The organism is Spirosoma arboris (assembly GCF_009754945.1).
In the GTDB taxonomy this organism is placed as follows: Bacteria; Bacteroidota; Bacteroidia; order Cytophagales; family Spirosomataceae; genus Spirosoma; species Spirosoma arboris.
Genome location: NZ_WPIN01000008.1, coordinates 359,246 through 382,324 on the forward strand (window position 1 = coordinate 359,246; position 23,079 = coordinate 382,324).

General features: G+C 46.0%; 17 protein-coding genes. 6 read left to right on the top strand and 11 right to left on the bottom strand.

What is annotated here, in order from left to right; translation table 11 throughout:
* Positions 1-239: 239 nt before the first annotated feature.
* Positions 240-2,774, top strand: a complete 2,535-nt coding sequence (locus GO755_RS22420; RefSeq protein WP_157587519.1) for a DUF5686 family protein — start codon at positions 240-242, stop codon at positions 2,772-2,774.
* Positions 2,775-2,811: 37 nt separating this feature from the next.
* On the opposite strand, the gene pgmB is transcribed toward GO755_RS22420, so the two are convergent.
* From pgmB to GO755_RS22450, 6 genes are all read right to left on the bottom strand, one after another.
* A complete protein-coding gene (gene pgmB, locus GO755_RS22425) occupies positions 2,812-3,468 on the bottom strand; it encodes a beta-phosphoglucomutase (protein ID WP_157587520.1) in 657 nt (218 codons plus the stop codon).
* A gap of 125 nt (positions 3,469-3,593) precedes the next feature.
* On the bottom strand, positions 3,594-4,001 hold the full coding sequence (locus GO755_RS22430) for a hypothetical protein (RefSeq protein WP_157587521.1): 408 nt from the start codon (positions 3,999-4,001) through the stop codon (positions 3,594-3,596).
* Between the two features lie 97 nt (positions 4,002-4,098).
* Positions 4,099-4,830: a DUF4386 domain-containing protein gene (locus tag GO755_RS22435; protein ID WP_157587522.1), complete on the bottom strand. Its 732-nt coding sequence runs from the start codon at positions 4,828-4,830 to the stop codon at positions 4,099-4,101.
* A 6-nt stretch (positions 4,831-4,836) separates the two neighbouring features.
* A complete protein-coding gene (locus GO755_RS22440; RefSeq protein ID WP_157587523.1) occupies positions 4,837-4,986 on the bottom strand; it encodes a hypothetical protein in 150 nt (49 codons plus the stop codon).
* A 291-nt stretch (positions 4,987-5,277) separates the two neighbouring features.
* Complete coding sequence (locus GO755_RS22445; RefSeq protein ID WP_157587524.1) at positions 5,278-5,514, bottom strand: hypothetical protein; 237 nt, start codon at positions 5,512-5,514, stop codon at positions 5,278-5,280.
* Positions 5,511-5,681, bottom strand: a complete 171-nt coding sequence (locus GO755_RS22450) for a hypothetical protein (RefSeq protein WP_157587525.1) — start codon at positions 5,679-5,681, stop codon at positions 5,511-5,513. Before GO755_RS22450 ends, GO755_RS22445 begins: the two co-directional genes overlap by 4 nt.
* 860 nt (positions 5,682-6,541) lie before the next feature.
* Between GO755_RS22450 and GO755_RS22455 the strand changes: the two genes are divergently transcribed.
* Positions 6,542-10,399 (top strand): PAS domain S-box protein, encoded by a 3,858-nt coding sequence (locus GO755_RS22455; protein WP_227687047.1) that lies wholly within the window; start codon positions 6,542-6,544, stop codon positions 10,397-10,399.
* Between the two features lie 80 nt (positions 10,400-10,479).
* Here the strand turns inward: GO755_RS22455 and GO755_RS22460 are convergent, their stop codons facing one another.
* From GO755_RS22460 to GO755_RS22470, 3 genes are all read right to left on the bottom strand, one after another.
* Positions 10,480-10,935, bottom strand: a complete 456-nt coding sequence (locus GO755_RS22460) for a DsrE family protein (protein WP_157587527.1) — start codon at positions 10,933-10,935, stop codon at positions 10,480-10,482.
* A 16-nt stretch (positions 10,936-10,951) separates the two neighbouring features.
* Entirely contained in the window at positions 10,952-11,122 is a 171-nt protein-coding gene (locus tag GO755_RS22465; protein WP_157587528.1) for a DUF1059 domain-containing protein, read from the bottom strand.
* A gap of 198 nt (positions 11,123-11,320) precedes the next feature.
* Complete coding sequence (locus GO755_RS22470) at positions 11,321-12,793, bottom strand: capsule assembly Wzi family protein (RefSeq protein WP_157587529.1); 1,473 nt, start codon at positions 12,791-12,793, stop codon at positions 11,321-11,323.
* Between the two features lie 327 nt (positions 12,794-13,120).
* On the opposite strand from GO755_RS22470, the gene GO755_RS22475 reads away from it, so the two are divergent.
* Complete coding sequence (locus GO755_RS22475) at positions 13,121-16,090, top strand: glycosyltransferase family 117 protein (protein ID WP_157587530.1); 2,970 nt, start codon at positions 13,121-13,123, stop codon at positions 16,088-16,090.
* A gap of 190 nt (positions 16,091-16,280) precedes the next feature.
* Here the strand turns inward: GO755_RS22475 and GO755_RS22480 are convergent, their stop codons facing one another.
* A complete protein-coding gene (locus GO755_RS22480) occupies positions 16,281-18,518 on the bottom strand; it encodes a beta strand repeat-containing protein (protein WP_227687048.1) in 2,238 nt (745 codons plus the stop codon).
* Positions 18,519-19,015: 497 nt separating this feature from the next.
* On the opposite strand from GO755_RS22480, the gene GO755_RS22485 reads away from it, so the two are divergent.
* The 3 genes from GO755_RS22485 to GO755_RS22495 all read left to right on the top strand — a co-directional run bounded on the left by GO755_RS22485 (position 19,016) and on the right by GO755_RS22495 (position 22,164).
* Entirely contained in the window at positions 19,016-20,959 is a 1,944-nt protein-coding gene (locus tag GO755_RS22485; protein WP_157587531.1) for a hypothetical protein, read from the top strand.
* A 54-nt stretch (positions 20,960-21,013) separates the two neighbouring features.
* Positions 21,014-21,625, top strand: a complete 612-nt coding sequence (locus GO755_RS22490; protein WP_157587532.1) for a carbohydrate-binding protein — start codon at positions 21,014-21,016, stop codon at positions 21,623-21,625.
* Positions 21,626-21,891: 266 nt separating this feature from the next.
* Positions 21,892-22,164, top strand: coding sequence for a hypothetical protein (locus tag GO755_RS22495; protein ID WP_157587533.1), 273 nt, complete (start codon positions 21,892-21,894; stop codon positions 22,162-22,164).
* 16 nt (positions 22,165-22,180) lie between these two features.
* Here the strand turns inward: GO755_RS22495 and GO755_RS22500 are convergent, their stop codons facing one another.
* Positions 22,181-23,059, bottom strand: a complete 879-nt coding sequence (locus tag GO755_RS22500) for an N-acetylmuramoyl-L-alanine amidase-like domain-containing protein (RefSeq protein ID WP_157587534.1) — start codon at positions 23,057-23,059, stop codon at positions 22,181-22,183.
* Positions 23,060-23,079 lie beyond the last annotated feature (20 nt).

Consider the following 23,079-nt stretch of genomic DNA (forward strand, 5'->3'; position numbering starts at 1 on the left):
CCTTATTTGCTTTATAAAAGCGAGGTTGCTCATTGCAACAGAAAGGTGCTTTCTTACGTACTGATAATCAGAGGACAATCGATTTAATTGTCTCAGTACTATTCTATCTTTCTATTTTACAAGAAGTCTGTTCAATGGCTAGTGGAAGCAAAAAAATAACTTAAATTTTGCCTATATAGTAAACTGTATTGACTATTTTTTGATTACCTTGACCAGATAGCTATTTACACTACGTTTGAATGATTCGACTACTACGACTCTTTATTGGGTTTAGCCTTTTGCTGTTCGGATGGCCTCAAGGGACAACTGCTCAGCAAGCAGTCTATACAATTAGTGGTCGGGTAACGGATAAAATAACTGGCGAAGGTATCCCGTTCGCTAGTATTGCACTAAAAGGCAAAACATCGGGTACAACATCGGATGCCGATGGGCGCTACTCCCTCAAAATTACGCAGCTCTCCGATTCATTACTGGTGCTTAGTTTAGGGTATCGTACAGGTACATACCCTATTCTTACGCAAACAACCCAAACAATTGATGCCCAGTTAGTAGCCGCAGCTACCAAGCTTCAGGAGGTGAAAGTGTATGCCAAGGGGGGAGATCCTGCTTATCGGGTTATGCGGGAGGTCGTTCGTCGGCGAGATCACTTCAATCCAGCGCAACTTCAGGCTTATCAATACGATAGTTATACGAAGATTGAAGCCTATATCAACAACTTCGCTCAGAAGCGCAAAAATAATAAAGGGCCTGGGCCAATCGGGCGATTATTAGGGAAGCTTCCTGCCATTATCGACGAGAACGGTAAGCCTGCTGTACCCGTATTTATTTCGGAGACGTTCTCTAACTTTTATGCCCGCACCAGTCCTGAAAAAACGAAAGAATATGTCTTAAAGTCGCACGTAACCGGAGTGGGTGTTACAGATGGTGGACTAATTGCCCAACTAACAGGTGCGTCATTTCAGCAGTACAATTTTTATAGAAATTCGCTTTACATCCTGCAAAAAGACATTCCATCTCCCTTAGGTAGTCAGTGGGAGACAATCTATACGTTTCGTTTAAAAGATACTGTTTCACTCAATAATGCGATCTGTTACGCAATTGAGTTTACGCCTAAACGAGTGAGCGATTTAGCGTTTACCGGTACCGTTTTGATTGACACGCTCCATATGGCGTTGGCGCAGATAGATGCTCGGGTTGATAAGCGGGCAAATATCAACTTCGTCGATGAGTTACACATCGAACAGGACTGGGAAACAACCGCTTCGGGCCTGCGGTTTCCGATTCAGACACAAGTGACGATTGACACCGACGAACCCGCTCCACGGGCACCAGGCGCTCTGATTCGGTTTTTTACGTTTGCCAATAACATTGTTGAGAATAAACCGAAAGAACTCAATTTCTACGACCCAGCCATTGAACTAGCCGACGACTACAAGGAAACCGATACGGCTTTCTGGCAAAGCGTCAGGCCCAATTCGCTCTCACCCGATGAGTTGCGGGCAATGCATGTTGTCGATTCGGTACGCAATGTACCGTTGGTGAAGGTGGCGGGCGAAATTATAAAGCTGGGTGTAATTGGCTATAAACCGCTGGGCAAATGGAATGTCGAATTGGGGCCAATTTTGAATTCATATGCCAGCAATAATATCGAGGGCCACCGGTTTCGGCTTGGTTTACGAACGACCACGGGTTTCAGTAAAAAGTGGCTTCTGAGTGGCTATGTCGCTTACGGTACTCAGGATCAACAGATAAAGTACAGTGCCAATATCGAATATATTCTGAGTCGAAAGCCCTGGACGGTCATTGGTGTGAAGCGAAGCTATGATCTGGAGCGTATTGGGGTATCTACCGACAATATTGGGAACAATTCGCTATTTGCTGCTTACTCGCGATTTGGTACTATCCGACGACCGTATTTCCAGGAAGAAAACCTGGTGTATTTCCGGCGCGAGATGGGTCGAGGTTTTACACAAACATTGGCTTTACGTAATCGCAGTTTCGAGCCGCTGTTTCCATTTGCCTTCCAGCCACAAGTGCATGACGACGACCAGACCATTCGGAGTACCTATCAAACAACGGAGCTGATCTCGGAAACCCGTTTTGCTCCCGATGAGATAATACTTCAGAACGACAATGTGCGCCTTAGCACCGGAGCCGTGCGCAAGCCTATTTTTACATTACGTTATACATTTGGCGTTCGGAATGTTCTCGATGGCGATTTTACCTACCACCGTATCGCTCTGGGCATGAAGCATTCCTTTCGAATGGGTGTGCTGGGCAGAACATACTATACTCTGGGATTGGGAATTATTCCATCAACAGTTCCTTATCCATTGCTCTATACACCCCTGGGCAACGAGTCGTCTTTCTATGTAGGGAATGCTTACAACCTAATGAATTACTTCGAATTCGTTTGCGACCGCTGGGCAACGGTGCAGTTTGAGCATAATTTCAATGGCTTATTGTTCAATCGACTGCCCTTATTGCGTCGGCTCAAATGGCGCGAGTTGATCACCGCAAAGGTTCTGGCGGGTAGTGTTTCGGCTGATAATTTAGCCATGATTCCTGCTACCAATGCAGCGGGTCAGGCAGTTGAAGGGTTCAGCTCACTCACCCGAACGCCGTACATAGAAGTAGGCTACGGGATCGACAATATCTTTAAAGTGCTGCGAATCGATGCCATTCACCGGCTCACGTATCGCGATAATCTCAGCCGAACCGGCGTGCCCGTTACCCCCTTTGCCATCAAACTCTCAGGCTGGCTGGCGTTTTAAGGTGGAGCCAGATGTGAGCACCTGACTCCACAAAAACTTACACCGACGCCTTTGCCAATACTTCATCTACCGTTAGTATATCCAGCGAAGGAGAAACCAGATCGGCCTGGGTAAGCACATCAGGCGAGCCCAGCCCCACTACAAACATACCCCCTCGCTTGCCTGCTTCTACACCCGCTACGGCATCTTCAAACACAACGCACTCTACGGGACTGACGCCCAGTTCGGCGGCTCCTTTGGTGAATACTTCCGGGTCAGGTTTCCCCTTACTGATTTTAGTTCCGTCAATAATGGCATCGAAGGCATTGGTCATGCCAATTCGCTCCAGAATCATCGGCGCATTCTTACTCACCGAACCAAGCGCCGTTTGCAGACCCGCCTTGCGGACCTGCGAAAAGAAGGTAGCCACGCCCGGCAGAATATCATCGGAGGTCATCCGGCTGACGAGTTCGAGATACCACTGGTTTTTCTGAGTAGCGAGTTCAGTCTTTTTCTCCTCCGATAAGGTTAGCCCTCCGTGAGCTAGAATCAGATCCAGCGATTCCATGCGGCTAACACCTTTGAGACCTTCGTTAAATTCTTCTGAAATGTCGAAGCCGAGTTCGTTGGCAAGTCGTTTCCAGGCTTGATAATGGTAAATCGCCGTGTCGACAATGACCCCATCGAGGTCGAAAAGAAATGCTTTGATAGACATGATACGTCAGGTTGGCAAGCGACAAAAGTAGCCGATTCAGACCATAGTAAGTAGTATTATGTAGCTGACATGCAACGTTGGCTGGTATCGAATGTACAAAGCAGAGGAAGCAACCGTGCGAAAGGTTATTCTTTCACACCCATAAACTCCAGTCCATCAGCCTGATCGGCTCTATGATTAACCATCAGCATCCATCTTTTCTGAGTGCCGTTGAGGGTACGTAGATCTTCAAACACATATTGACCAATCAATTGATCATCTAATGTTAGATCGTATTTCGTTGTACTGCTTTTTACCGCTAGAATCCCGGTTAGTTGATAGGTTCCCGAGCCAAATCGGTCATAGTTAAAGTGATATGTTCCATCGCCGGTCAGCTGAATGGTTAACCATTGCGTAGTAGGGAGCGAACAGCGCAAGGGGTCAGCTTCCACTCGAAAACGACCCGGTAATGTTCCATCATCAGGAGTAATCGTCTCTTTTTGACAACCCGATAAGACGATCAACAAGGCGAAAAATAAGGAGAATTTAGTCATGAGGTAAGGCGTTTTTGTCATGACCCTGGAAACGGTAAAAGCGTTGTAATCAATAAAAAAGGTCGCCTGTGTATCCAGACGACCTTTTTTACACGCTTTATACAAGCACCATTCTCACTTCCTGCCTGCCGAGCTTAAGAAATTGAAAACCTGCAACAACCAACCAGATTAACCAGAGGGTGCTACCAATAAGACCCGCCAGATCCCAGACCGGAAAACCAGGAATAACGGTTGCAAACAAATCGCCCTGTGCCAGTAGGTAAATTGTCGAAGCGAAATAACCAAACCAGCTTAGCCATTTTGGGAATAGACTCAACTGATTAAATGCCGATGCAATCAGGATTGTCCAGGCAATTGTCAGTAATTGACCCAAGTGCTCGCCTAGTACTACCCCACCATATTGGTGAATCGTCTGGAATGCAACAATACTGGCTGCTCGAATAGCCGGATCAGTTGAATGAACATAGTTGTTGGCAAGCACGGGCACGACGAATGTCCAGCGTAACAAACCAATAATTTGTACCAGCCCTGAAGCAACACCCAAAATAGTGGCCCATCGAATGAAAGGCAGCTTGTTCTCCAGTCGCTGACCAATCAGTACGTAGGCTTCCAGCAAAGGTAAGCCCGTGACCGCAAATGCCCACCACACAGCAATAAGTGTTGAGCCACCTGCCTGAAACCGGGTTAATATAGTACCCGTATCCTCCCGAAGAATGAGTGGATAATCAAAAATTAAGGTTAGGATGGTGTACGGAATGAATACCAGAACAGCTCCAAGAATAAGTAATTTACCGATACGTCGGTCAGTAGCAAAAACGATTGTTTCCATGATTGACTATTGATTATAAACGAGCGAAGTATACCGAATGACCAGCAGTGAACTGGCTTTGCAGAAGCCATTGATCCCAATACCAGGACGGTAGAATTGTACTATAATCAGGAGACCTGCGGCAAGGAGGAGACTGGGTAAAACGAATAAGTTCATATCGTCTTTTTGGTTGTGATTGACGATACAAAGTTGGAGCCCTCCTCGGCGAATGCACTGGACAAATGTCTAAATCGCTCGTTGATAAGTAATTAAAAGCCGTACTGACTGTCGAAGCTAGCTATATGAAGAGCTTCGACAGTCAGTACGGCTTTTAACCTGGGGTGTATCAGGTACGTAGTTCGGTAAGAGATGATTTGGTAAAATGAATGCTACACTTTGGGTAGAAGGGAGAGGAGATGACTCGCTATAGCATTCAACAACGACGAGAAATCGACACGCCTAAGCGTTCTACTGGCCAAATAGGCCAAGGATTGTTCCAAGACCACCTATCAGCGCTATAATCAGGCCAATAAAAGCGGCTGTGCCTGTACCTGCAATTAGAAGTATCAATCCGCCAATCAACAGGATAATACCTCCGATCAGAATTACCGGCCTAATCGTTGTTTTTTCTGTATGATTAGGAGCCAGTTGATGGTTTATCTGTCTGTTGATTTTCTTGAGCACCAACCGTTCCACAATATTCATTTTCCGGGAGCATGGACGGCCTCAGGTGCCAGCGTTCCAGGAGCAGAGGCCAACAGATTTTTTACCCGACTCATTCGCTCAGTCAATTTCTTATTTGTTGCCAGTTTCCTGTCATTCCGAACGTAGATTTCAACCTGTGTAATGGTCGCATTGGCCTTAGCTAGCAACTCGGTTGGCTCTGTAATCGCTTGCGTAGGCTCAGCTGCGGTCGTTGTCAGTGTTTTGGCATAGGTTTCACCAGGAACGAGTTGAAAATAAGCAGTGGGACGGCTGCAAGATGAAAGAATAGCAATCCCTAGTTCTGGGTATGACGTAGAATTAAACTGACGTTAAATTGCTACTCCGGCAAAACAGCAAAAAAAATGCTGGCTTTAGTAGAGCCAGCATTTCCAATTCTATCCATTCCTCTTCCCTAAGGCAAACGGTAATCCCATACTTGCTGACTAATCAGTTCGATTGGGGCAACAGTAGATTTCTATTGCCCCACGCCCAGTCAGTCATTTTTGCTAAACATATACTTTAGTAGCCCATTGACTATTGCTCTTACGGAACATTGGTTTGGCCACCTCATCTAGTCAGAGTGGCAAACCGATTACATAGTTACAATGGCCCAGGTCGTTGCCATAACCAGGGCAGCCAGTGTACACAGGATATAGTTTAAGATGACTGAATGATAATTGCGCGTATTCATAATGAACAGAACAAGTTAGATGGGTACGGTTTATTCATTAGATACAGATTGCCAGAATAGACACAAAATATTTACTAAAAGGTAGGTTATTCTGGTAAACCAGCTTCTAACTGGTTTGCTGGCACTTATTTCTGCTAATACTAGTTTACCTAGAAAATTTATATTTTAGTTTAGGTTATTTCATTTATGGTATCCATTAGTTACCAATAAATAAATATCGGCAATAGTTCGATGCTGATCTAGTAACTTAATTCTCTATTGGCTTAGCTAGTAAAATTTATGTCCTTTATCCCAAATGAAAGTAAGCGACTAGAAGCTTTACATCGGTATCAAATTATGGATACCCTGCCCGATAAAGCATTCGATCGTCTTACCGAACTGGCATCATTAATCTGTCAGGCACCTATTTCGCTGGTATCACTGATCGATGAAAAGCGGCAGTGGTTTAAATCTCGGGTGGGAATCGACGATTCCGAAACCGACCGGGAGGTCGCCTTTTGTCGATACGCTATTTTAGGGAGCTCTATTCTTGAGGTGGAAGATGCCACATTGGATACGCGCTTTAAAGAGAACCCATTCGTAACATCAGATCCTAATGTACGGTTTTATGCTGGCTATCCGCTGACCGACCCCGATGGACACGCCTTAGGAACACTTTGTGTATTGGACCGGGCTCCCAGAAAACTTACCGAAACGCAGTTGCAGGCGTTAAAAATACTGGGCGACATGGCAACGGACCTTATTGTTGAAAACCGCCAGAAACAGGAGCTTGCCTATTTTGAAAATCTCTTTACGCTATCTAACGATCTGATTTTTGTGGCTGGTACCGATGGGTACCTCAAAAAAATAAACCCCGCTTTTCATCAGGTATTAGGCTGGGATGAAGATTATTTATTGACCACATCTTTTTTCGAGCTGGTTCACCCCGACGATCGACTGGCTACTGAGCAAGAGATCAGGAAGTTGGCGACGGGCAATACCGCCATCAATTTTACCCATCGCTTCCAGTGCCAAAATGGCACCTACCGCTATCTCCAATGGGTAGCTACACCTGAACCAGCAACGGGTTACCTGTTTGCCGTTGCCAGAGATGTCACCGACGAAAAACAGAAAGAGTTTAAGCTGTATCAGTCGGAGAATCGATTCCGCTCATTTTTTGAAAATTCTCAGGGACTCATGTGCGTGCATGACCTGGACGGTACACTTCTGTCGGTCAATGCTGCTGGGGCTCAGGCGTTAGGTTACCAACCCGAAGAGTTGATTGGTCACCGTTTGCAAAATGTTGTCCCTCAAGAACAACATGCGGGATTTGAGGCTTACCTGGAGGCCATTCGTAAAAATGGTCGGGCTAATGGTATTATGCATACACTGCATAAAAATGGCTCCCTGCACATCTGGTTATTTGCGAACGTTCTGGAGCATGAACTAAATGGCGATTCTTACATCATCGGGAATGCCATCGACATTACCAGGCGGCACCAGCTGGAAGTCGATTTGAAGTGGACGAAGCAAATGCTGGAGCAAACCAATGAGGTAGCTCGAATTGGCACCTGGGAAGCGGATTTTACCGAGGGAACTATGTACTGGTCATCAGTTACCAAAGCGATTCATGAGGTACCCGATGAGTTTACACCTATGCTTGATACGGGCGAAACCTTTTTTAGAGGGAAAAACTACGACCGTATTGTCGAGGCTGTTGACCGATCCATTAGTGAAGGGACTGCATTTGATGTAGAACTTCAGATCATTACAGCGGCAGATCGGGAAGTATGGGTGCGCGTAGTAGGAAGGCCCGAATTTGGCGGAGAAGGGTGCAAACGCCTATATGGCACGTTTCAGGATATTGACGAAAAGAAAAAAGCAGAGCAGGAATTAGTCAACGAAAAATCAAGACTGGCGGCCTTTGTTGAACATGCTCCGGCGGCTGTAGCTATGTTCGATCGGGAAATGACTTACCTGGCTACCAGTAACCGCTGGATGGAAGATTACCATCTGGAGAATAGTGTCGTTGGCTTATCGCATTATGACGTATTCCCAACTATATCTGATGAGTGGAAGGCCGTTATTGAGCGAGGCCTTAACGGAGAGGTGGTAAAAAATGATGAATATATCCGACGACCAGACGGCTGGGAGCATGCTCAATATATTCGGTGGGAGATGAGGCCCTGGTACCAGTTTGATGGGTCTATTGGAGGCATCATGATGTTTACCCAGGATATTACCGAATCCTGTCTCCAACGAGAGGAGTTGAAAAAAGCCAAACAACTGGCAGAACAAGCCAGCGTGGCAAAATCTGAATTTCTGGCCAACATGAGTCATGAAATCAGGACTCCGTTAAATGGGGTAATTGGCTTTACCGATCTGGTTCTGAAAACATCACTTAATGAAACCCAACACCAGTATCTGTCTATAGTCGACCAATCGGCGAATGCGTTATTAAGCATCATTAACGATATTCTGGACTTTTCTAAAATTGAAGCGGGTAAACTGGAGATGGCTATTGAGAAAGTAGACGTCTACGAAATCAGTAGCCAGGCCGCCGATATAATCACCTATCAGGCTCAGAACAAGGGCCTTGAAATGTTGCTGAATTTGCCTACCAATTTACCTCGCTTTATTTATATCGACTCTGTACGCTTAAAGCAGATACTGGTCAATCTGCTGGGTAACGCTGTCAAATTTACCGAGAAAGGCGAGATTGAATTAAAAATCACACCATTAACCGATCCGGCGCAAGAGTATGTCACTTTCCGCTTTGAGGTACGGGATACGGGTATTGGCATTAAACCCGAAATGCAGGATCGCATCTTTGACGCGTTCTCTCAGGAAGATGCCTCGACCACGAAAAAATACGGCGGAACTGGACTTGGATTGACTATCTCTAACAAGCTATTAGGCTTGATGGGAAGCCGCCTTGAGTTGGTTAGCAAACTGGGAGAAGGTAGTTGCTTTTCGTTCGATGTTCGACTTAAAACCGAAACTGGTGATCCAATTAACTGGCAGAATGTCGATTTGGTGAAGAATGTGCTGATTGTAGATGATAATGAAAACAACCGTATGATCTTACGGCAAATGTTTTTGTTAAAACAGATTATCGTCGAAGAAGCCAGTAACGGATTTGAGGCCCTTCAGCTACTAGCCAAAAATAAACAGTACGATGTGATTCTGATGGATTACCATATGCCGTATATGGACGGCCTGGAAACCATTGAGAAAATTCGGGCTAATTTCTCGTCGTCTACCGACAAACAGGCTATTATCCTCCTGCATAGCTCATCGGATGATGAACGACTTATCAAAGCGAGTGAATTGTTAGACATTAACCAGCGCTTAGTGAAGCCGGTTAAAATGAATGATTTGTTCCGGGCTTTATCCCGACTAGATCAGCAAAATGACAAGCCCTTGACTATAGAGGTTGAGGATTCGACTCTGGTTGGTACCAGTGCGGTCAAAGTATTGTTGGTTGAGGATAATAAAGTAAACCAATTACTGGCTAAAACCTTCGTGACCAAGCTAGTACCGAATGCCCAGGTCATAGAAGCCGTTAATGGGCAGGAAGCAGTCGATATGTACGTCCAGCACCAGCCTGATCTGATTTTGATGGATATTCAAATGCCTGTCATGAATGGGTATGAGGCTACACAACGCATTCGGGAATTAGAACAGGGACGTCATATTCCGATCATTGCTTTAACGGCCGGTACCGTTAAGGGTGAACGGGAAAAGTGTTTGGCAGCGGGTATGGATGATTTTATTACGAAACCGATTGTTGAAAAATCAATGGTTTCCCTCTTTCAAAAATGGCTGGAGACACAATCCGTTGAGACGCAAACGATTGCTAATTCGGATGAGCCCGATGCTCATTTTGACGCTCAGGTGTTAAAAATGATAGCAGGGCAGGATTTGGATTTTCTGGAGAAGCTAATGGAAGCTGCTGAAGGGGAACTAACTAGTTCGTTGTCTGTACTTTTACAATTGGCAGCAAACCGGAATCTGGATGGGTTAAAATCGGCAGGACACAAGTTGAATGGAACTGCATTGAGCGCCGGTATGCCCAGCCTGGCTAAATTGGCATATAAGCTGGAGCATCTGGATCGGTTTGATTCGAATATAGTACGTGAATTGCTGGATCAGACTCAATCGGAAATCAACTATGTCATTTCCTTAATGAATGACGTACTAAAAGCAGCCTGATTATTTAACCGCAGCGTCACAGAGGGAACAAGTGTTTTATGTTCTCTGTGACGCTGCGGTTAATAATTACTTAGGTATTCCTAATACGTAAACATCCGGTCACTGTCGGCAGCTAGCCGAACCAGCACCGTAGGCATCGCAAATTCAGCCGGTTTTCCGCTTATATCGGCATCGGTTAGACCCCGTGCTTTCGATGACATGCCCGACAAATAGAACCGCCCACCCGCTTTCACGATGGCTTCATAATGGTCACGGAGTTTGCCCGTACCCAAGCCGACAACCTTATCTAACTCCACGTCTTTCAGTAACGTAACGGCATCGCCCGCCAGAAACAGCGCGACGGTATGGCCTTCGTCTAAGGCTGTTTTAGCTACCAGAAAACCTAAAGCAGCCTTCGTTGCATTGTCTGGAGCGCACGTAATATGAATCAGGAATTTCATCTTTTTAGCGGCACTTGCTGTCGATACTTGTGCGTGAGCTATTGCGCCCATCCACAAGATTCCAAGTAGGGTAAGTAGAATTCGTTTGGCGTTCATGATTTTGGTCAACGGGCTAAGCCTCATGAATTAGGGGCTTGATTTGTTCGGCCATTTCTGGCGTAACCGTTACCTGATGGGCTTCTTGCGCATGTTGCGCGGCTAATTGTAGCACTTCGGCTTCACTTCCGGCCTGGATGATACCTGGGCAATCGAAACCAACGTCTTTGCAGTGTAGTACTTTCATGGATGTAGGGATTTTGGGGTGAACTTTTGACGGTTTTTAGTTTGCCTTCAGTTTGATGAACTAAAGCTACTACAGCAAGGCAGTACCCAAAGGGGAGACTATATAGAAGGCGGACTTGGCTTTAAAGACGGTGGAAATGAGGCTATAATCGGCCTGATTTCTGGCCGAAAGAGGGGAGACCAAGCGTTTCATGAACGCTTACCTCCGCCAAACTGTCTTCCGTAACCCTACATATCCACCAACAGTATTAGTATATAATTCACCAATATCAGCGGCAACAGATGCTGTTAGCGATAAACCACCCAGCCAGGACAGTGGCATACCAATCTGTACTATCGAAGACAATTGTTTTGGCGAACCTGCGAAAGGTTCAGCATAAGTTCCCAGATTTTGGCTGTATGATAGTTTCGCCATTAAAGTCATCCGGTGTGCTACCGTAGCCCGTAAGCCAATATGAGCCATCTGAAGACGATTATTGTTTACAGTTAAGCTCGTTGCGGTCTGGTATTCCGGCTTGCTATCCTGCCTTAATGTAATAAAAGGGGTTCCTAGAATATGATTTTTATAAGCCCATCCCTCCTTATATTGCTCATTGTTAAAATAATTATCATTGCCTGACAGGCCATTCCAAGGGGCAAATATTGCGCCACTCTGGCTCAGTGTAGTTAGGAATTCGACCAGAAAATCGTCGACGTGGAAGCCAGATGAACCAGATCGTAACGGTCGAATTCGAAGACCACTTAGCCCATCCGGCACGTTCTTGAAAAACATACCTGAGGCATCATCATAGCTATGCTGGTGATAGAACATCAAATTGACCGACGCTAGTCTTAACTCGGCGCCAAAATCAATGCTGCCAACATGATTGCCGTATAGATTGACATAATCAAAAGACGTAATACGGGGATTATTCAAGCCATCTGTCCGAATAGCCAGGAAAACATTTGGGAAATCACGTAGCTCACCAGGAAGCTGGCCATTAACGGCATAATGATAATCTAAGTAATCGGAATGGCCACCCCACTGGACATTATGGTTAATGCCGGCATATAAGCGCACAGGAGAGGAGGGTTTGCCGACTCTGAATATAACCGATTTCTGGTGCAGAAACGAATGCTGCATATAGTCGGTATTGGCAAACCAACCGTGGGCTATAAAAGCGTTGATAGCCAGCCATTGCCTGCGCCCCAATGGCGCAAATCCTTTTGTTCCAAACTGAACTTTAGGAATCGGCAGCGCATTCCCCGACCAGGAGTAAGACCCCGAAGAGAGCGTGGTGTCAACCAGACCAATGACCTCTTTTCGGCGGCCAATTATGAACTGAATTTGTCGATGGGACAGCTTTACGTAATATTCGGGAGCGAGCAGTTGATTCTCTTTTCCCGCATTCCCAACAGCTTCAGCGGCATAACTAAGCACCCAGGCACGAGCTGCTGATTTACGCATAGTGTCGGTGAGGGAAACAGAGCCTGCCACGCCCACCCGCAACGTACCGACTGGTGATGAATAAGGCACTACCCCAAATTGATTTGCCCTCAGCCAGAATGGCGTCCGGTCTGCTGATGAAACCAGCCCACCCACTTCTATATAAGCTTGATGATTACTTGTCTGGGCATGGATGGGAGAATAAATAATACTAGTTAGTAAGATAATGGTGGAGAGATGTTTCATGCAGAGGAAGGAAAGTCAACTTATATAAATATCCACTAGTATACATACATATTATGGTACATATAGCCATTGCGTTATTATTACGTTATTTGAACGTAAATCTTTTTAGTAAACGGCAACTTATAGAAGCCAAATAGCGTGCCTGAATGAAGAAAAGTATAGTTTGATCTAACAGCAGCATGATATTGCCCGATGCAAATGTTAAATAAGTATAAATCAAGAACTTATTAACAATTCTTAACGATGTAGGTAATCTAAGAAAGCAAACTCCGACTGTAGTTTTGGCGACTTCTTACACAAATACATATCGCTAAAATCTCTACGTCTATGCTCTCGTTTAAACGCCTGAACAATTTGACTGGCTGGCTCATTTTTGCAATTGCCTTCACCACCTACGCCATGACCGTAGAACGAACGGCCAGCTTCTGGGACTGTGGTGAGTTTATTGCTTCGTCCTTCAAACTCCAGATTCCTCACCCGCCCGGCGCACCTTTGTTTCTCTTATTGGGTAGAATCTTCTCGATGCTGTCGCTGGGAGATCTTACCCGCGTAGCCTATTGGGTCAACATGGGATCTGTTTTGGCCAGTGCGTTCACAATCCTGTTCCTGTTCTGGACCATTACGATGCTTACCCGAAAGCTGTTGAGTAACCGAGACGCTGGCCAGTCCGAAGAGGAATATACACTTACTGATACGTTGTTGATCATTGGGACGGGGGCCGTTGGTGCGCTGGCCTATACATTCTCGGATACTTTCTGGTTTTCGGCCGTTGAAGCGGAGGTATACGGTATGTCATCATTTTTTACGGCGATTGTTCTATGGGCAACCTTCAAGTGGGAGCGTATTCAGGATGATGCGGCAGCTAACCGTTGGCTTGTTCTGATCGCCTATCTCATTGGCTTATCGATCGGTGTTCACTTACTGAATCTGGTTATTATACCGGCGCTGGCCCTTATCTATTACTTTAAAAAGTATCCTCAACCAACGTTCTGGGGCGGCACTAGCGCACTGGGTATTGGTTTCGTCGTGCTCGGCATCATTAACGCGTCGATCCCAGGTTTGCCGGGTATGGCCTTCTTCGTTGAGCGTCTGTTCGTTAATACGTTTGGCCTTCCTTTCAACTCGGGGGTGATTTTCTTTACGCTGGTTTTTCTGGGAGCTGTTGGCTATGGTATTATCTGGTCTGCCCGCCAAAAACGAGTTGTTCTGAACACATCCCTACTTGGCCTGGCGTTCCTGTTGATTGGCTATGCGTCTTATATGCAGGTATTAGTGCGGGCCAGCTTTAATCCACCCATCAACGAAAACGCGCCCAGCGATGTACTGAACTTCAAGTCTTACCAGAATCGGGAACAGTATGGAAGCCGCTCCCTACTCTTCGGCCCGGTATTTACAGCCCGGCCGATTGATCAGAAAAAAGGAGCGCCGATGTGGAAAAAACAAGGGGACAAGTACGTCATCTTCGACTATCAGCCCGAGTATATCTATGCACCTGGCGATGAAATGCTATTTCCGCGTTTGTACAGCAGTCAGTTCAATCACCTACAACTCTACCGGCAGATGCTTGGCCTGGCAGAAGGTCAGAAACCGACCATGGGTGATAACCTCCGATTTCTGTTTACCTACCAGTTAAACCATATGTGGTGGCGCTACCTGATGTGGAACTTCACCGGGCGGGAAAGCGACGAAGAGGGAGCTGGTTATTTACTGCCCTGGTCGTCGGATCAGAACGTACCTGACCTGTTGAAAGCTAATAAGGCTCACGACAATTTCTACATGCTGCCGTTTTTACTAGGGCTCTTCGGCCTGCTATTTCAGTACGTTCGTCGCCGTCACGACTTCCTGATTATCGGCTTCCTGTTTCTAATTACGGGGATTGGTCTTCAGGTTTTCCTCAACTCACCACCCTCCGAGCCGCGCGAACGCGATTATATCTATGTTGGATCGTACTACTTCTTTGCCATTTGGCTTGGGTTAGGCGTGTTGCCCATTGTTGAGGTGCTACGCGCTTTCTTTATCCGATTTAAATCGGTTACGTTCCGAAACGAATTTGTTATTGGCATGTGCCTGCTTATACCGGTCATGATGTGCGTTAAAAGCTGGGATAATCATAACCGCGATCACCGCTTTCATTCGGTCGATTTTGCTAAAAATATGCTCAACTCGTGTGCCCCTAATGCTATCCTGTTTACCGAGGGCGACAACGATACATTTCCGCTCTGGTATGTGCAGGAAGTAGAAAGTTTTCGGCGCGACGTGCGTGTCTGTAACCTGAGCCTGTTGGGTACGGAGTGGTATATTCAGCAGATGAAGCGCAAAACCTATGAGTCCGATGCCGTGCCGATGTCGCTGGAATTTGATCAGTTTAATAAAGGTAAAAATGATATTGTTCCTTTTTATGAAGTAGCTGGTGTAAAAAACGGTATCGACCTGAAGCAATACATCAACCTGATTAAGACCAATAACCCAGCCATTCAGGTGCCACTGACTACGGGTGAGATGACGAATATTCTGCCATCGTCAATTCTGTTTCTGCCTATTGATAAGCAAGCGGTTGATCAGGCAAAATTTGTTCCGGCCTCGCTACGGCCACTCCTGAAGGATACATTGCAGTGGACTCTTGGCAAAAAAGATCTCTTTAAACCCGACCTGGTTATGCTCGACATGATTGCTACCAACAACTGGCAGCGACCTATCTATTTTTCGAGTACGCTGGCCAATGATCATTACCTGAATCTAAAGAATTATATGCAGTTGGAAGGTTATACCTACCGTCTGATGCCGGTGGCCGTGCCGGGAGCTACAGATGGTTATGTCAACTCGGAGGTAATGTATACCAATATGATGAAGAAGACGTTCTGGAGGGAGTTCGACAACCCAGATGTTTACTACGACGAAACCTATAAAGGTCCACCTGTTATTTCGGCAAGAATAGCCTTTTTCCGGTTGGCGGATCAGTTAATCCGGGAAGGGAAGACCGACAAAGCCCGTCAAGTGCTCGACTATTCGCTGAAAGTTATGCCGGATAAGAGTATTCCATACGATCAGATTTCATCCAACTACGTACGGTTCCTGTTTGCTGTAAATGATACGCAGAAAGCCCTGACAATTGCCGATACAATGGCTACCCGTGCTGATCAGAACCTTATTTATGCCCGAAGTAGTCAGACTCGTAGCCCCAATGCTGACTTGTATATACTCCAAACGATTGTAGAAGCCTGCAAGGACGCGAATCAGAAGGCGGCTGCGATGAAATATGAAGCTCTCTTTCAAAAGCACCTAAACGTCTTTGGCTGATTCTACTAGCGAGAAGGGGAGGGGTATTATCGTTAAATGCAGCAGCCCCGCCATGACCGGCGGGGCTGCTTTCATAGGTTGGTAGTTAAAAGCATTCTCCAAGGCATTCACCACGCCCCTTATACGTCGATACGCAGGTAATGCGCCAAACGTTGCGTTAGCTATTGCTACATAAAGGAGGATTCCGCTATTATCTATTTTTCTTTGAGGCTCGAACTTGGGCTTCTAACCGCCGAATACGTAGGTTTTGTTGGTTTATCTGTTTGCCCTTTTGCTGATCTGCTTTTTTCATGTCAAGCAAATACAAGGTCAGTTCTTCTACTTTCTCCAACAATGTGGCGTTCATCTTTGCCAGGTCAACTCCTTCCCGAACAACCTGCTCTGCCGATGGTATGCCTGGTAAATGACCATGCTGGCTAATATAAGTAGCCACCGATTCCAGTGATTTTAGTTTATAGGTCGATACGAAAACTTTGTCACTCCACTCATCCGTATTATTGATGCGTAGTAGATAGCGGGCTTTAACAACATCACCCTGCTCGTTTACCGTCAGAAACTGATCGGTAGAATGGGCCGTAGGGCTACTGGCTGTCAACTGAGTTAGCCGAAAACCGCTAGCATCTGGCGTTTCACCAACAACCTCCAGTCGAGCCATTGGCGAGGATGTGCCAATGCCTACATTCGCGTTGTCGCCCAACACTACGGCATTACTGACCCCTACTCGGGCGCCTGCCCCAATGGCTGTAGCACGGGTTAAGTTCTGAGCCAATACATCCGTTCCTGTACCCAGCAGTATATTTTGCGAACCCCTGTCGAACTGCCCCGAATTATAGCCTAAATAAACATTGTCATTTCCATCCAGATTCGCTGGTCCGGCTCCGTTCCCAATAATGGTGTTATGACTACCGGTTGAATTCCCCCGGCCTGCACTTACGCCCAGAAAAGTATTTCCTTTGCCTGTAGTCGTGGCGAAACCCGACTGATAACCGATAAACGTATTCGAATCTGCAAGGGCATTATAACCTGCCTGAAAACCTAAAAAAGTACTTTTTTGCCCAGTCAGGCTGTTAAATCCCGCTTTAGAACCGAGCATTACGTTGCCATCGACGGTATTATTAAAGCCCGCACTGTCGCCAATGATGACATTTTTATTGGCAGTCTGGCTTTTACTGGCAGCCCGAAAGCCAATTGATACATTGTTCGAGCCCGTCGTATTGCGGAGGCCAGTAGAGATACCTAAGAACGTATTTCCCGAACCAGTGGTGTTGAAGGAGCCCGTATTGCCACCCATAAACGCATTGCTGGAACCTGTTGTATTCTCATAACCAGCCGAGCTACCAATAAAGGTATTTGTCGAACCTGCTGTGTTATTATAACCAGCGTTGGTACCGATGAATGCATTTTGGGAGCCCGTAGTATTCGCCTGTCCGGCATAGGAACCCGCAAAGGCGTTAAAGCTCCCCGTGGTATTCGCCTGTCCGGTATTAACGCCAATTAGTGTATTATTTGACCCTGTTGTATTGGCATACCCGGCATTACTTCCCAAAAAAGTACTTCCCGCTCCTGTTGTATTGGCATAACCAGCTGCGCTGCCAATAAACGTATTGCCAGAGCCTGTAGTCGTGTTAAAGCCAGCGTTATAGCCTAAAAATGCATTTTGAGAACCTGCGGTTGCATTGGAGCCTGATGCATAGCCGACAAATGCATTTTGATTGCCAGTCGCATTTAAGATACCCGCATTTCCGCCGATGAACGTGTTATTCGCGCCAGTGGTATTCGCCTGGCCTGCTACATTGCCTACAAAGGTATTTCCTGAACCAGTTGTCGTATTATAACCAGCCCGATACCCCATATAAGCATTACTTGAACCCGCCGAGTTCGAGTAGCCCGCATCGCTCCCGATAAATGTGTTGTAATAACCCGTATTGTTCGAATAGCCCGAATTGTTTCCTAAAAAGACGTTATTGTAACCAATCGTATTTAATCGGCCAGCTCCATTCCCGAAGAATGCATTAAAGCTGGCTGTAGTCGTTGACAGGCCAGATTCATAGCCTATAAACGTATTGCGATTCCCGGTGGTAGTTGCCTGGCCCGACATAGAGCCCATAAACGTGTTGTAATTACCTGTAATACTGGACATGCCCGTATGATGACCCAAATATGTGTTATCAGTACCTACGGTATTATACTTACCCGCTGCATTACCGATGAATGTATTCTCATAGCCTTCCGTGTTCGATAATCCCGTTTGAAAACCGTAGAACGAATTGAAATAGCCGGTCAACGTACCATTCCCAGCAGACGGCCCAACAATGGTATTATAGGTACCTGGCGAATTTGCATTAGGGGAACTGGTTACGTAATTCGTTTGAGCCAGGATAAGTCTTGTTGTGCAGCTAAAAAACGCGATGTAGAGTGCTATTCTCATACTAAAAAAGATAAAGCTTGTTGAGTAGATATAACTTTTACTAAATAACGAGTTGATAGATATGACGACTCTATGTTACTCTCTTGGAATAACAGCAAACATCTCGCCAAAACTACATTTTGGATGTATACGTTGCTGAATAAATCGATTATACTATGAATAATCCTATTTTTGATGCACTTGGACTAGCGTAGAAGTAAGTAGCTCTTGAATAAATCAGGGGAGAAAGAAAAGAATTGGAATTTCCAGCGGTCGAAATAGAAAAACGACGGTTTTCTCTCATAGAACTCAATTAATAGACCTTTTATAACCTGTTGATTACCGTTCGCTAATAATGTATTGAATTCTTGATGTTCTGGAAAGATTGTTGCTATACCTGTTTTATCCTAGTAGACGACTAGAAATAGTCACATTATAATTAACCTAAAGGGGGTAGTTTCCCTGTGTAGTCACCGCCGTAGACGTATCTATTTCTTTTTTTACACTTTTTATGTCTTATGCCTTACGACACCTACGCCACAGCCTTAAATACTGATTTTACGGCAGATCCAGTAAGTCCAAACGACACCTATGCTACAGCCTCAAATGGCGATTTTACACCCAATCCGAATGTAGCCGTACAAGTGATTGTTGCGAACCCTGAGCTATTTACACCAGCTGTAGAGTGGAATGCACTTGGCAAAGCCCGAATTGTCAATACAGTACAACTGGGCGTTGGACCGGGAGAGTCGACTTATTATTACATAGGTGGAATGCCCGCTTTAACTAGTTTGCCAACTACCTATGACTTTAGTCCGGGCGATAGTATATCCATTATGATGACTATCGGGTCAACGCCGATAGGCCCTTATCACTGGAATCGAAAAGCGTTTGTTCAGCTCATGTTGGGTACAGATCCGCTGCCCACTTATCAGCCCATTCTTCCTTATCGGGTAACCAGACCCGCCTGGCTTTCACCAACCGATATCTGGGTAGCTCGGGGTATGAAAGATGCTCCAACGATGTCATTGCCAGATAATCGGGTTTTTGCTGTTGTCCGGAAGCGAACGGATATTACATCTGACAGCATTGTTTCGTTAAGGCGAGGGGGTGTGCAGGCAGTCATGGATAATCAGCAGTTGACGGATGAGAAGAGAATTAACTGGATGCATAGTATAGACCTTCAAACTCCTGGTGCGCCAGGCCCCTATACGGGTGATGGATATGGAGGACAAAGTTTGAGTAATGATGACATGGTTCGGGCTAGTAATAAAACACCCTGTGCGCTGTTTGAGGCCAATGAGTTTCAGGAAGGTCTCTATGGCATGCCAAACTATGCTCCGCAATATTATCAATGGTATGCAGCACGGCTGAAAAAATATCGGGACCCTCAGGCAAATCCACGTGGACTGCCTTTCCGGGATTTTGGAACGTATGGGGGCGATGCCAATTACAATGGCGACCCCTGGAATTACCAGGTGCCTGGTGGGGGAAATACGATGCCCACTGATCCGCAGTTTAAACAGAAGATTTCCAGTGTCGATGGTGCCCGACAAACCTGCAATTATTTTTTTCCACTGGCAGGGCTCGAAGCCATGGGAGTGGGTGCCATTATTAAACACTATGCCGACCAGCCTGATTACGCCAGTCGCTATTACAACAAAGCATTTGCTGCTGAAGTAATGGCGAAAGGTATAAATGACACCCCGCCGGGAATTCCGCCCGCTCAATTAATTTACCTGGACTGGGGGAAAGTAGAAGGGCTTGGTAGCGAAAATAGTAGTTTACATAATGGCTATATTTTCACTCGTCCGGTTGGAAATCTAGGCGCCATTAAAACCGACAAACACCCTCAGGTTGACTATGACTGGCAGGTAGGCAATATCTTTGGTGTTGGCTTTTGTCGCACAATTGGCTATATCATTTTTGATGATCGAAGTCAGTATGATCAGTTCGGCACCAATCCCAATGAAGTAAAAGCCAGAGATCCTGGTACACCTCCCAATATCTGGCAATGGCAACCGAATTCGCCAGGTACGCCTGCTCCAATAACGTCAGACGGTTACCCTACTGAACCCTGCCGTTGGCATGATGCCGGTTTCGAAGCGGCTTATTATTATGCTCAATGCAGCCGAACGGAAGGGGAACCCTGGCAATACTGTCGCTACCAATTTAAAGATTCTGGGGTATGGGTTGAGCCTAAAACCGATGGAACTACCATTCTGGAACATGCTGCGGCATTCGACGGACCCTATGGAAATAATCCTAATGCCCGGCGCGGCCGCCCTGATGCCATGTTCCGGATTAAAGATAACGCGATCGATGTTTGGGCATTCGACCCTAGCCGAGGTAAAAATAGTTATGAAACAATTATTCTAAATCCGGTCCCAAATGTCCAGATAGAAGTCAATTTACAAGGTAGTAAACTGGCCTTATTCAATACTGTTGAGTTTTTTTTCTGACACAATACTTTATTCTGACTAACCAATTCTGTTGGTTACTTAATCATATCTATTATGGCACTAGGTACACAACTAATTAGAATTCGTCGCACTACAGACGGCCAAGTACTTTACCTGGCAACCACGAGCCGAAATACAGCCGATTACCCTTTGAACAGTGCGGGGCAGGCAGCTTTCGAGGCTGCCGCCAGTTCTGGAAGTTTTACGTTGACGGTTGATAATGGAGCCGTAATTCCGGCGGGAACAATACCTCCCCTGATAAAGCCCGGAGCCATAAACAATTCCCCTTTTTCGCAGAAAATACAGGCTGAGGATGCCGCAGGAACGGGAACCGCATCGGGATCGTCGGGTGATAGCAATGTGCGTGGACCCTATAGTAAAAACACCGACTATTTAACCTACACAGTAACAGGGGCGCCGGCAACCGCGTCTAATTATAGTCTGGCACTACGTTATCAGACAAATACACAAGCAGCAGGTATTGCCAGCCTTATTATTAACGGAGGGACTCCAGTTGATTTCCCCATAGAAGGCACTGATGGAGGAATGCGGACCTATAATGCAACAATTTCGCTCACTCCGGGTAACAATACGATTCGGATTCAGGGGAAATCTGGGGCTGCCTTTTTTCAGGATTATATCATTGTTACACGGGCTGCCGGTTAACGGTGTCGCCCCAGAGTTAATCGACTCAATAGCGTACGACTACCATTTACATGAATTGGCGTTCGTGTAAATGGTAGTCGTACACATGATCGTTAGCCATACATTTTATGAGTATTTGCCAGTGGACCGGTAATAGAGGCAACCAAAAGATTGAGGTATACAACGTGTTATGCCTTACTTGATACCAGTTATTCGTTTAGGCTGGCAAATGCCTGGTGCCCTATCTTACTTTTAAGAACCAATTCAGCTTGTAAATCCAAAGCATAATGGTTCGATTCTTTCTTCAGATAGCTGGCTTTGGCCTACTTTATACCCTGATTCTTGTCGCTACTTTCCCGTTCCTGATTTACTGGGGGCCTGCCAAACCCTGGCAAAAGTTCGTACAATTTCTGATGGAATTTCCCGTCGATAATGAGAAAATCGGAGTCTTTTCTCTTCCGGGCATGGTGGCGGTTATGTTCCTTAACGGTCTACTATGGGGCCTTATGGTAGTCAGCCTATTTAAAGCAGTTATTCTCCTTAGGAATCTAGCCTACTAAGAAATCAGTTCTCAGCTTACTGACCACTCGCAGCGGCCGTTACCGGCGTACCAATCGGCCGCAATCGGGCTACTCTGACGCCAGAAAGACGATTGTGCCACAGTACATAGTCGCTAATGGGATAGGGCGTAATCACCACGACACCCTGATCAGAAGATGCATGGAGGAGGTGCATTCGTCCATCAGGTTGGCGAACGGCCAGTCCTACATGCTTCATATCTAAACCAGGCCGGGCGGCTGTCAGCATAATAATGTCACCTTCGCGAAGTTGCGCTTCGGCAAGCCGGATGTTTTTCTTCGGAATGAATGAAAAGGACTTCTGACTGAGTGCAGCTTCGGTTTGAGCTACCTGCTTGAAAACGGTAGGGTCATTTAGATGTGGATATTTGTAGGTCGAGCTAGTCATATACGAAACTGACTTCGCCACTGTCACGCTTCCTGGTAATTCATGAGTTACGTCGGAAACAAGTCCTTTACGCTCGTTGTCGCGAAGCCAGTCTGAGAAATAATGTAGTCGACTGGCATAACCGTCGATACGCCCATCGCGGTAGCGGAGTTTGGTTAGGTATTTTCGAAATGTTTGTTCAAAAAGAAGTTGGTTCTGCTTGTCAGATACCTCCTGCCAGGCTAACGAAAGTGCCAGAACTGTTTCTAAATACGTCGTACAATCAAACTCAAGCACATTGACAACCAATTGTTCGGTAGGATTTATATCCAGCGTGTGAGGAATGTAAGGGGTGCCCAGAAACTGCTTTCCGATGTTAATGGTCGTTTCGGGAATTGTTTTACCACCCACAACAGTCAATGAATGCAGATTAGTTGATAAAACAACCTCCTGAGCCTGGCCGGCCAACGATGTCAGCAAGAGGAGAAAAGCTGTAAACAATTTTTGCATAGGTGGGTATTACAGTTTCG

What these genes read in the sequence shown, in the direction of transcription:
- GO755_RS22420 (WP_157587519.1), top strand. Translation starts at nt 240, where the DNA reads ATGATTCGACTACTACGACTCTTTATTGGGTTTAGCCTTTTGCTGTTC.
- pgmB (WP_157587520.1), bottom strand. Translation starts at nt 3,468, where the DNA reads ATGTCTATCAAAGCATTTCTTTTCGACCTCGATGGGGTCATTGTCGAC.
- GO755_RS22430 (WP_157587521.1), bottom strand. Translation starts at nt 4,001, where the DNA reads ATGACTAAATTCTCCTTATTTTTCGCCTTGTTGATCGTCTTATCGGGT.
- GO755_RS22435 (WP_157587522.1), bottom strand. Translation starts at nt 4,830, where the DNA reads ATGGAAACAATCGTTTTTGCTACTGACCGACGTATCGGTAAATTACTT.
- GO755_RS22440 (WP_157587523.1), bottom strand. Translation starts at nt 4,986, where the DNA reads ATGAACTTATTCGTTTTACCCAGTCTCCTCCTTGCCGCAGGTCTCCTG.
- GO755_RS22445 (WP_157587524.1), bottom strand. Translation starts at nt 5,514, where the DNA reads ATGAATATTGTGGAACGGTTGGTGCTCAAGAAAATCAACAGACAGATA.
- GO755_RS22455 (WP_227687047.1), top strand. Translation starts at nt 6,542, where the DNA reads ATGGATACCCTGCCCGATAAAGCATTCGATCGTCTTACCGAACTGGCA.
- GO755_RS22460 (WP_157587527.1), bottom strand. Translation starts at nt 10,935, where the DNA reads ATGAACGCCAAACGAATTCTACTTACCCTACTTGGAATCTTGTGGATG.
- GO755_RS22465 (WP_157587528.1), bottom strand. Translation starts at nt 11,122, where the DNA reads ATGAAAGTACTACACTGCAAAGACGTTGGTTTCGATTGCCCAGGTATC.
- GO755_RS22470 (WP_157587529.1), bottom strand. Translation starts at nt 12,793, where the DNA reads ATGAAACATCTCTCCACCATTATCTTACTAACTAGTATTATTTATTCT.
- GO755_RS22475 (WP_157587530.1), top strand. Translation starts at nt 13,121, where the DNA reads ATGCTCTCGTTTAAACGCCTGAACAATTTGACTGGCTGGCTCATTTTT.
- GO755_RS22480 (WP_227687048.1), bottom strand. Translation starts at nt 18,518, where the DNA reads ATGAGAATAGCACTCTACATCGCGTTTTTTAGCTGCACAACAAGACTT.
- GO755_RS22485 (WP_157587531.1), top strand. Translation starts at nt 19,016, where the DNA reads ATGCCTTACGACACCTACGCCACAGCCTTAAATACTGATTTTACGGCA.
- GO755_RS22490 (WP_157587532.1), top strand. Translation starts at nt 21,014, where the DNA reads ATGGCACTAGGTACACAACTAATTAGAATTCGTCGCACTACAGACGGC.
- GO755_RS22495 (WP_157587533.1), top strand. Translation starts at nt 21,892, where the DNA reads ATGGTTCGATTCTTTCTTCAGATAGCTGGCTTTGGCCTACTTTATACC.
- GO755_RS22500 (WP_157587534.1), bottom strand. Translation starts at nt 23,059, where the DNA reads ATGCAAAAATTGTTTACAGCTTTTCTCCTCTTGCTGACATCGTTGGCC.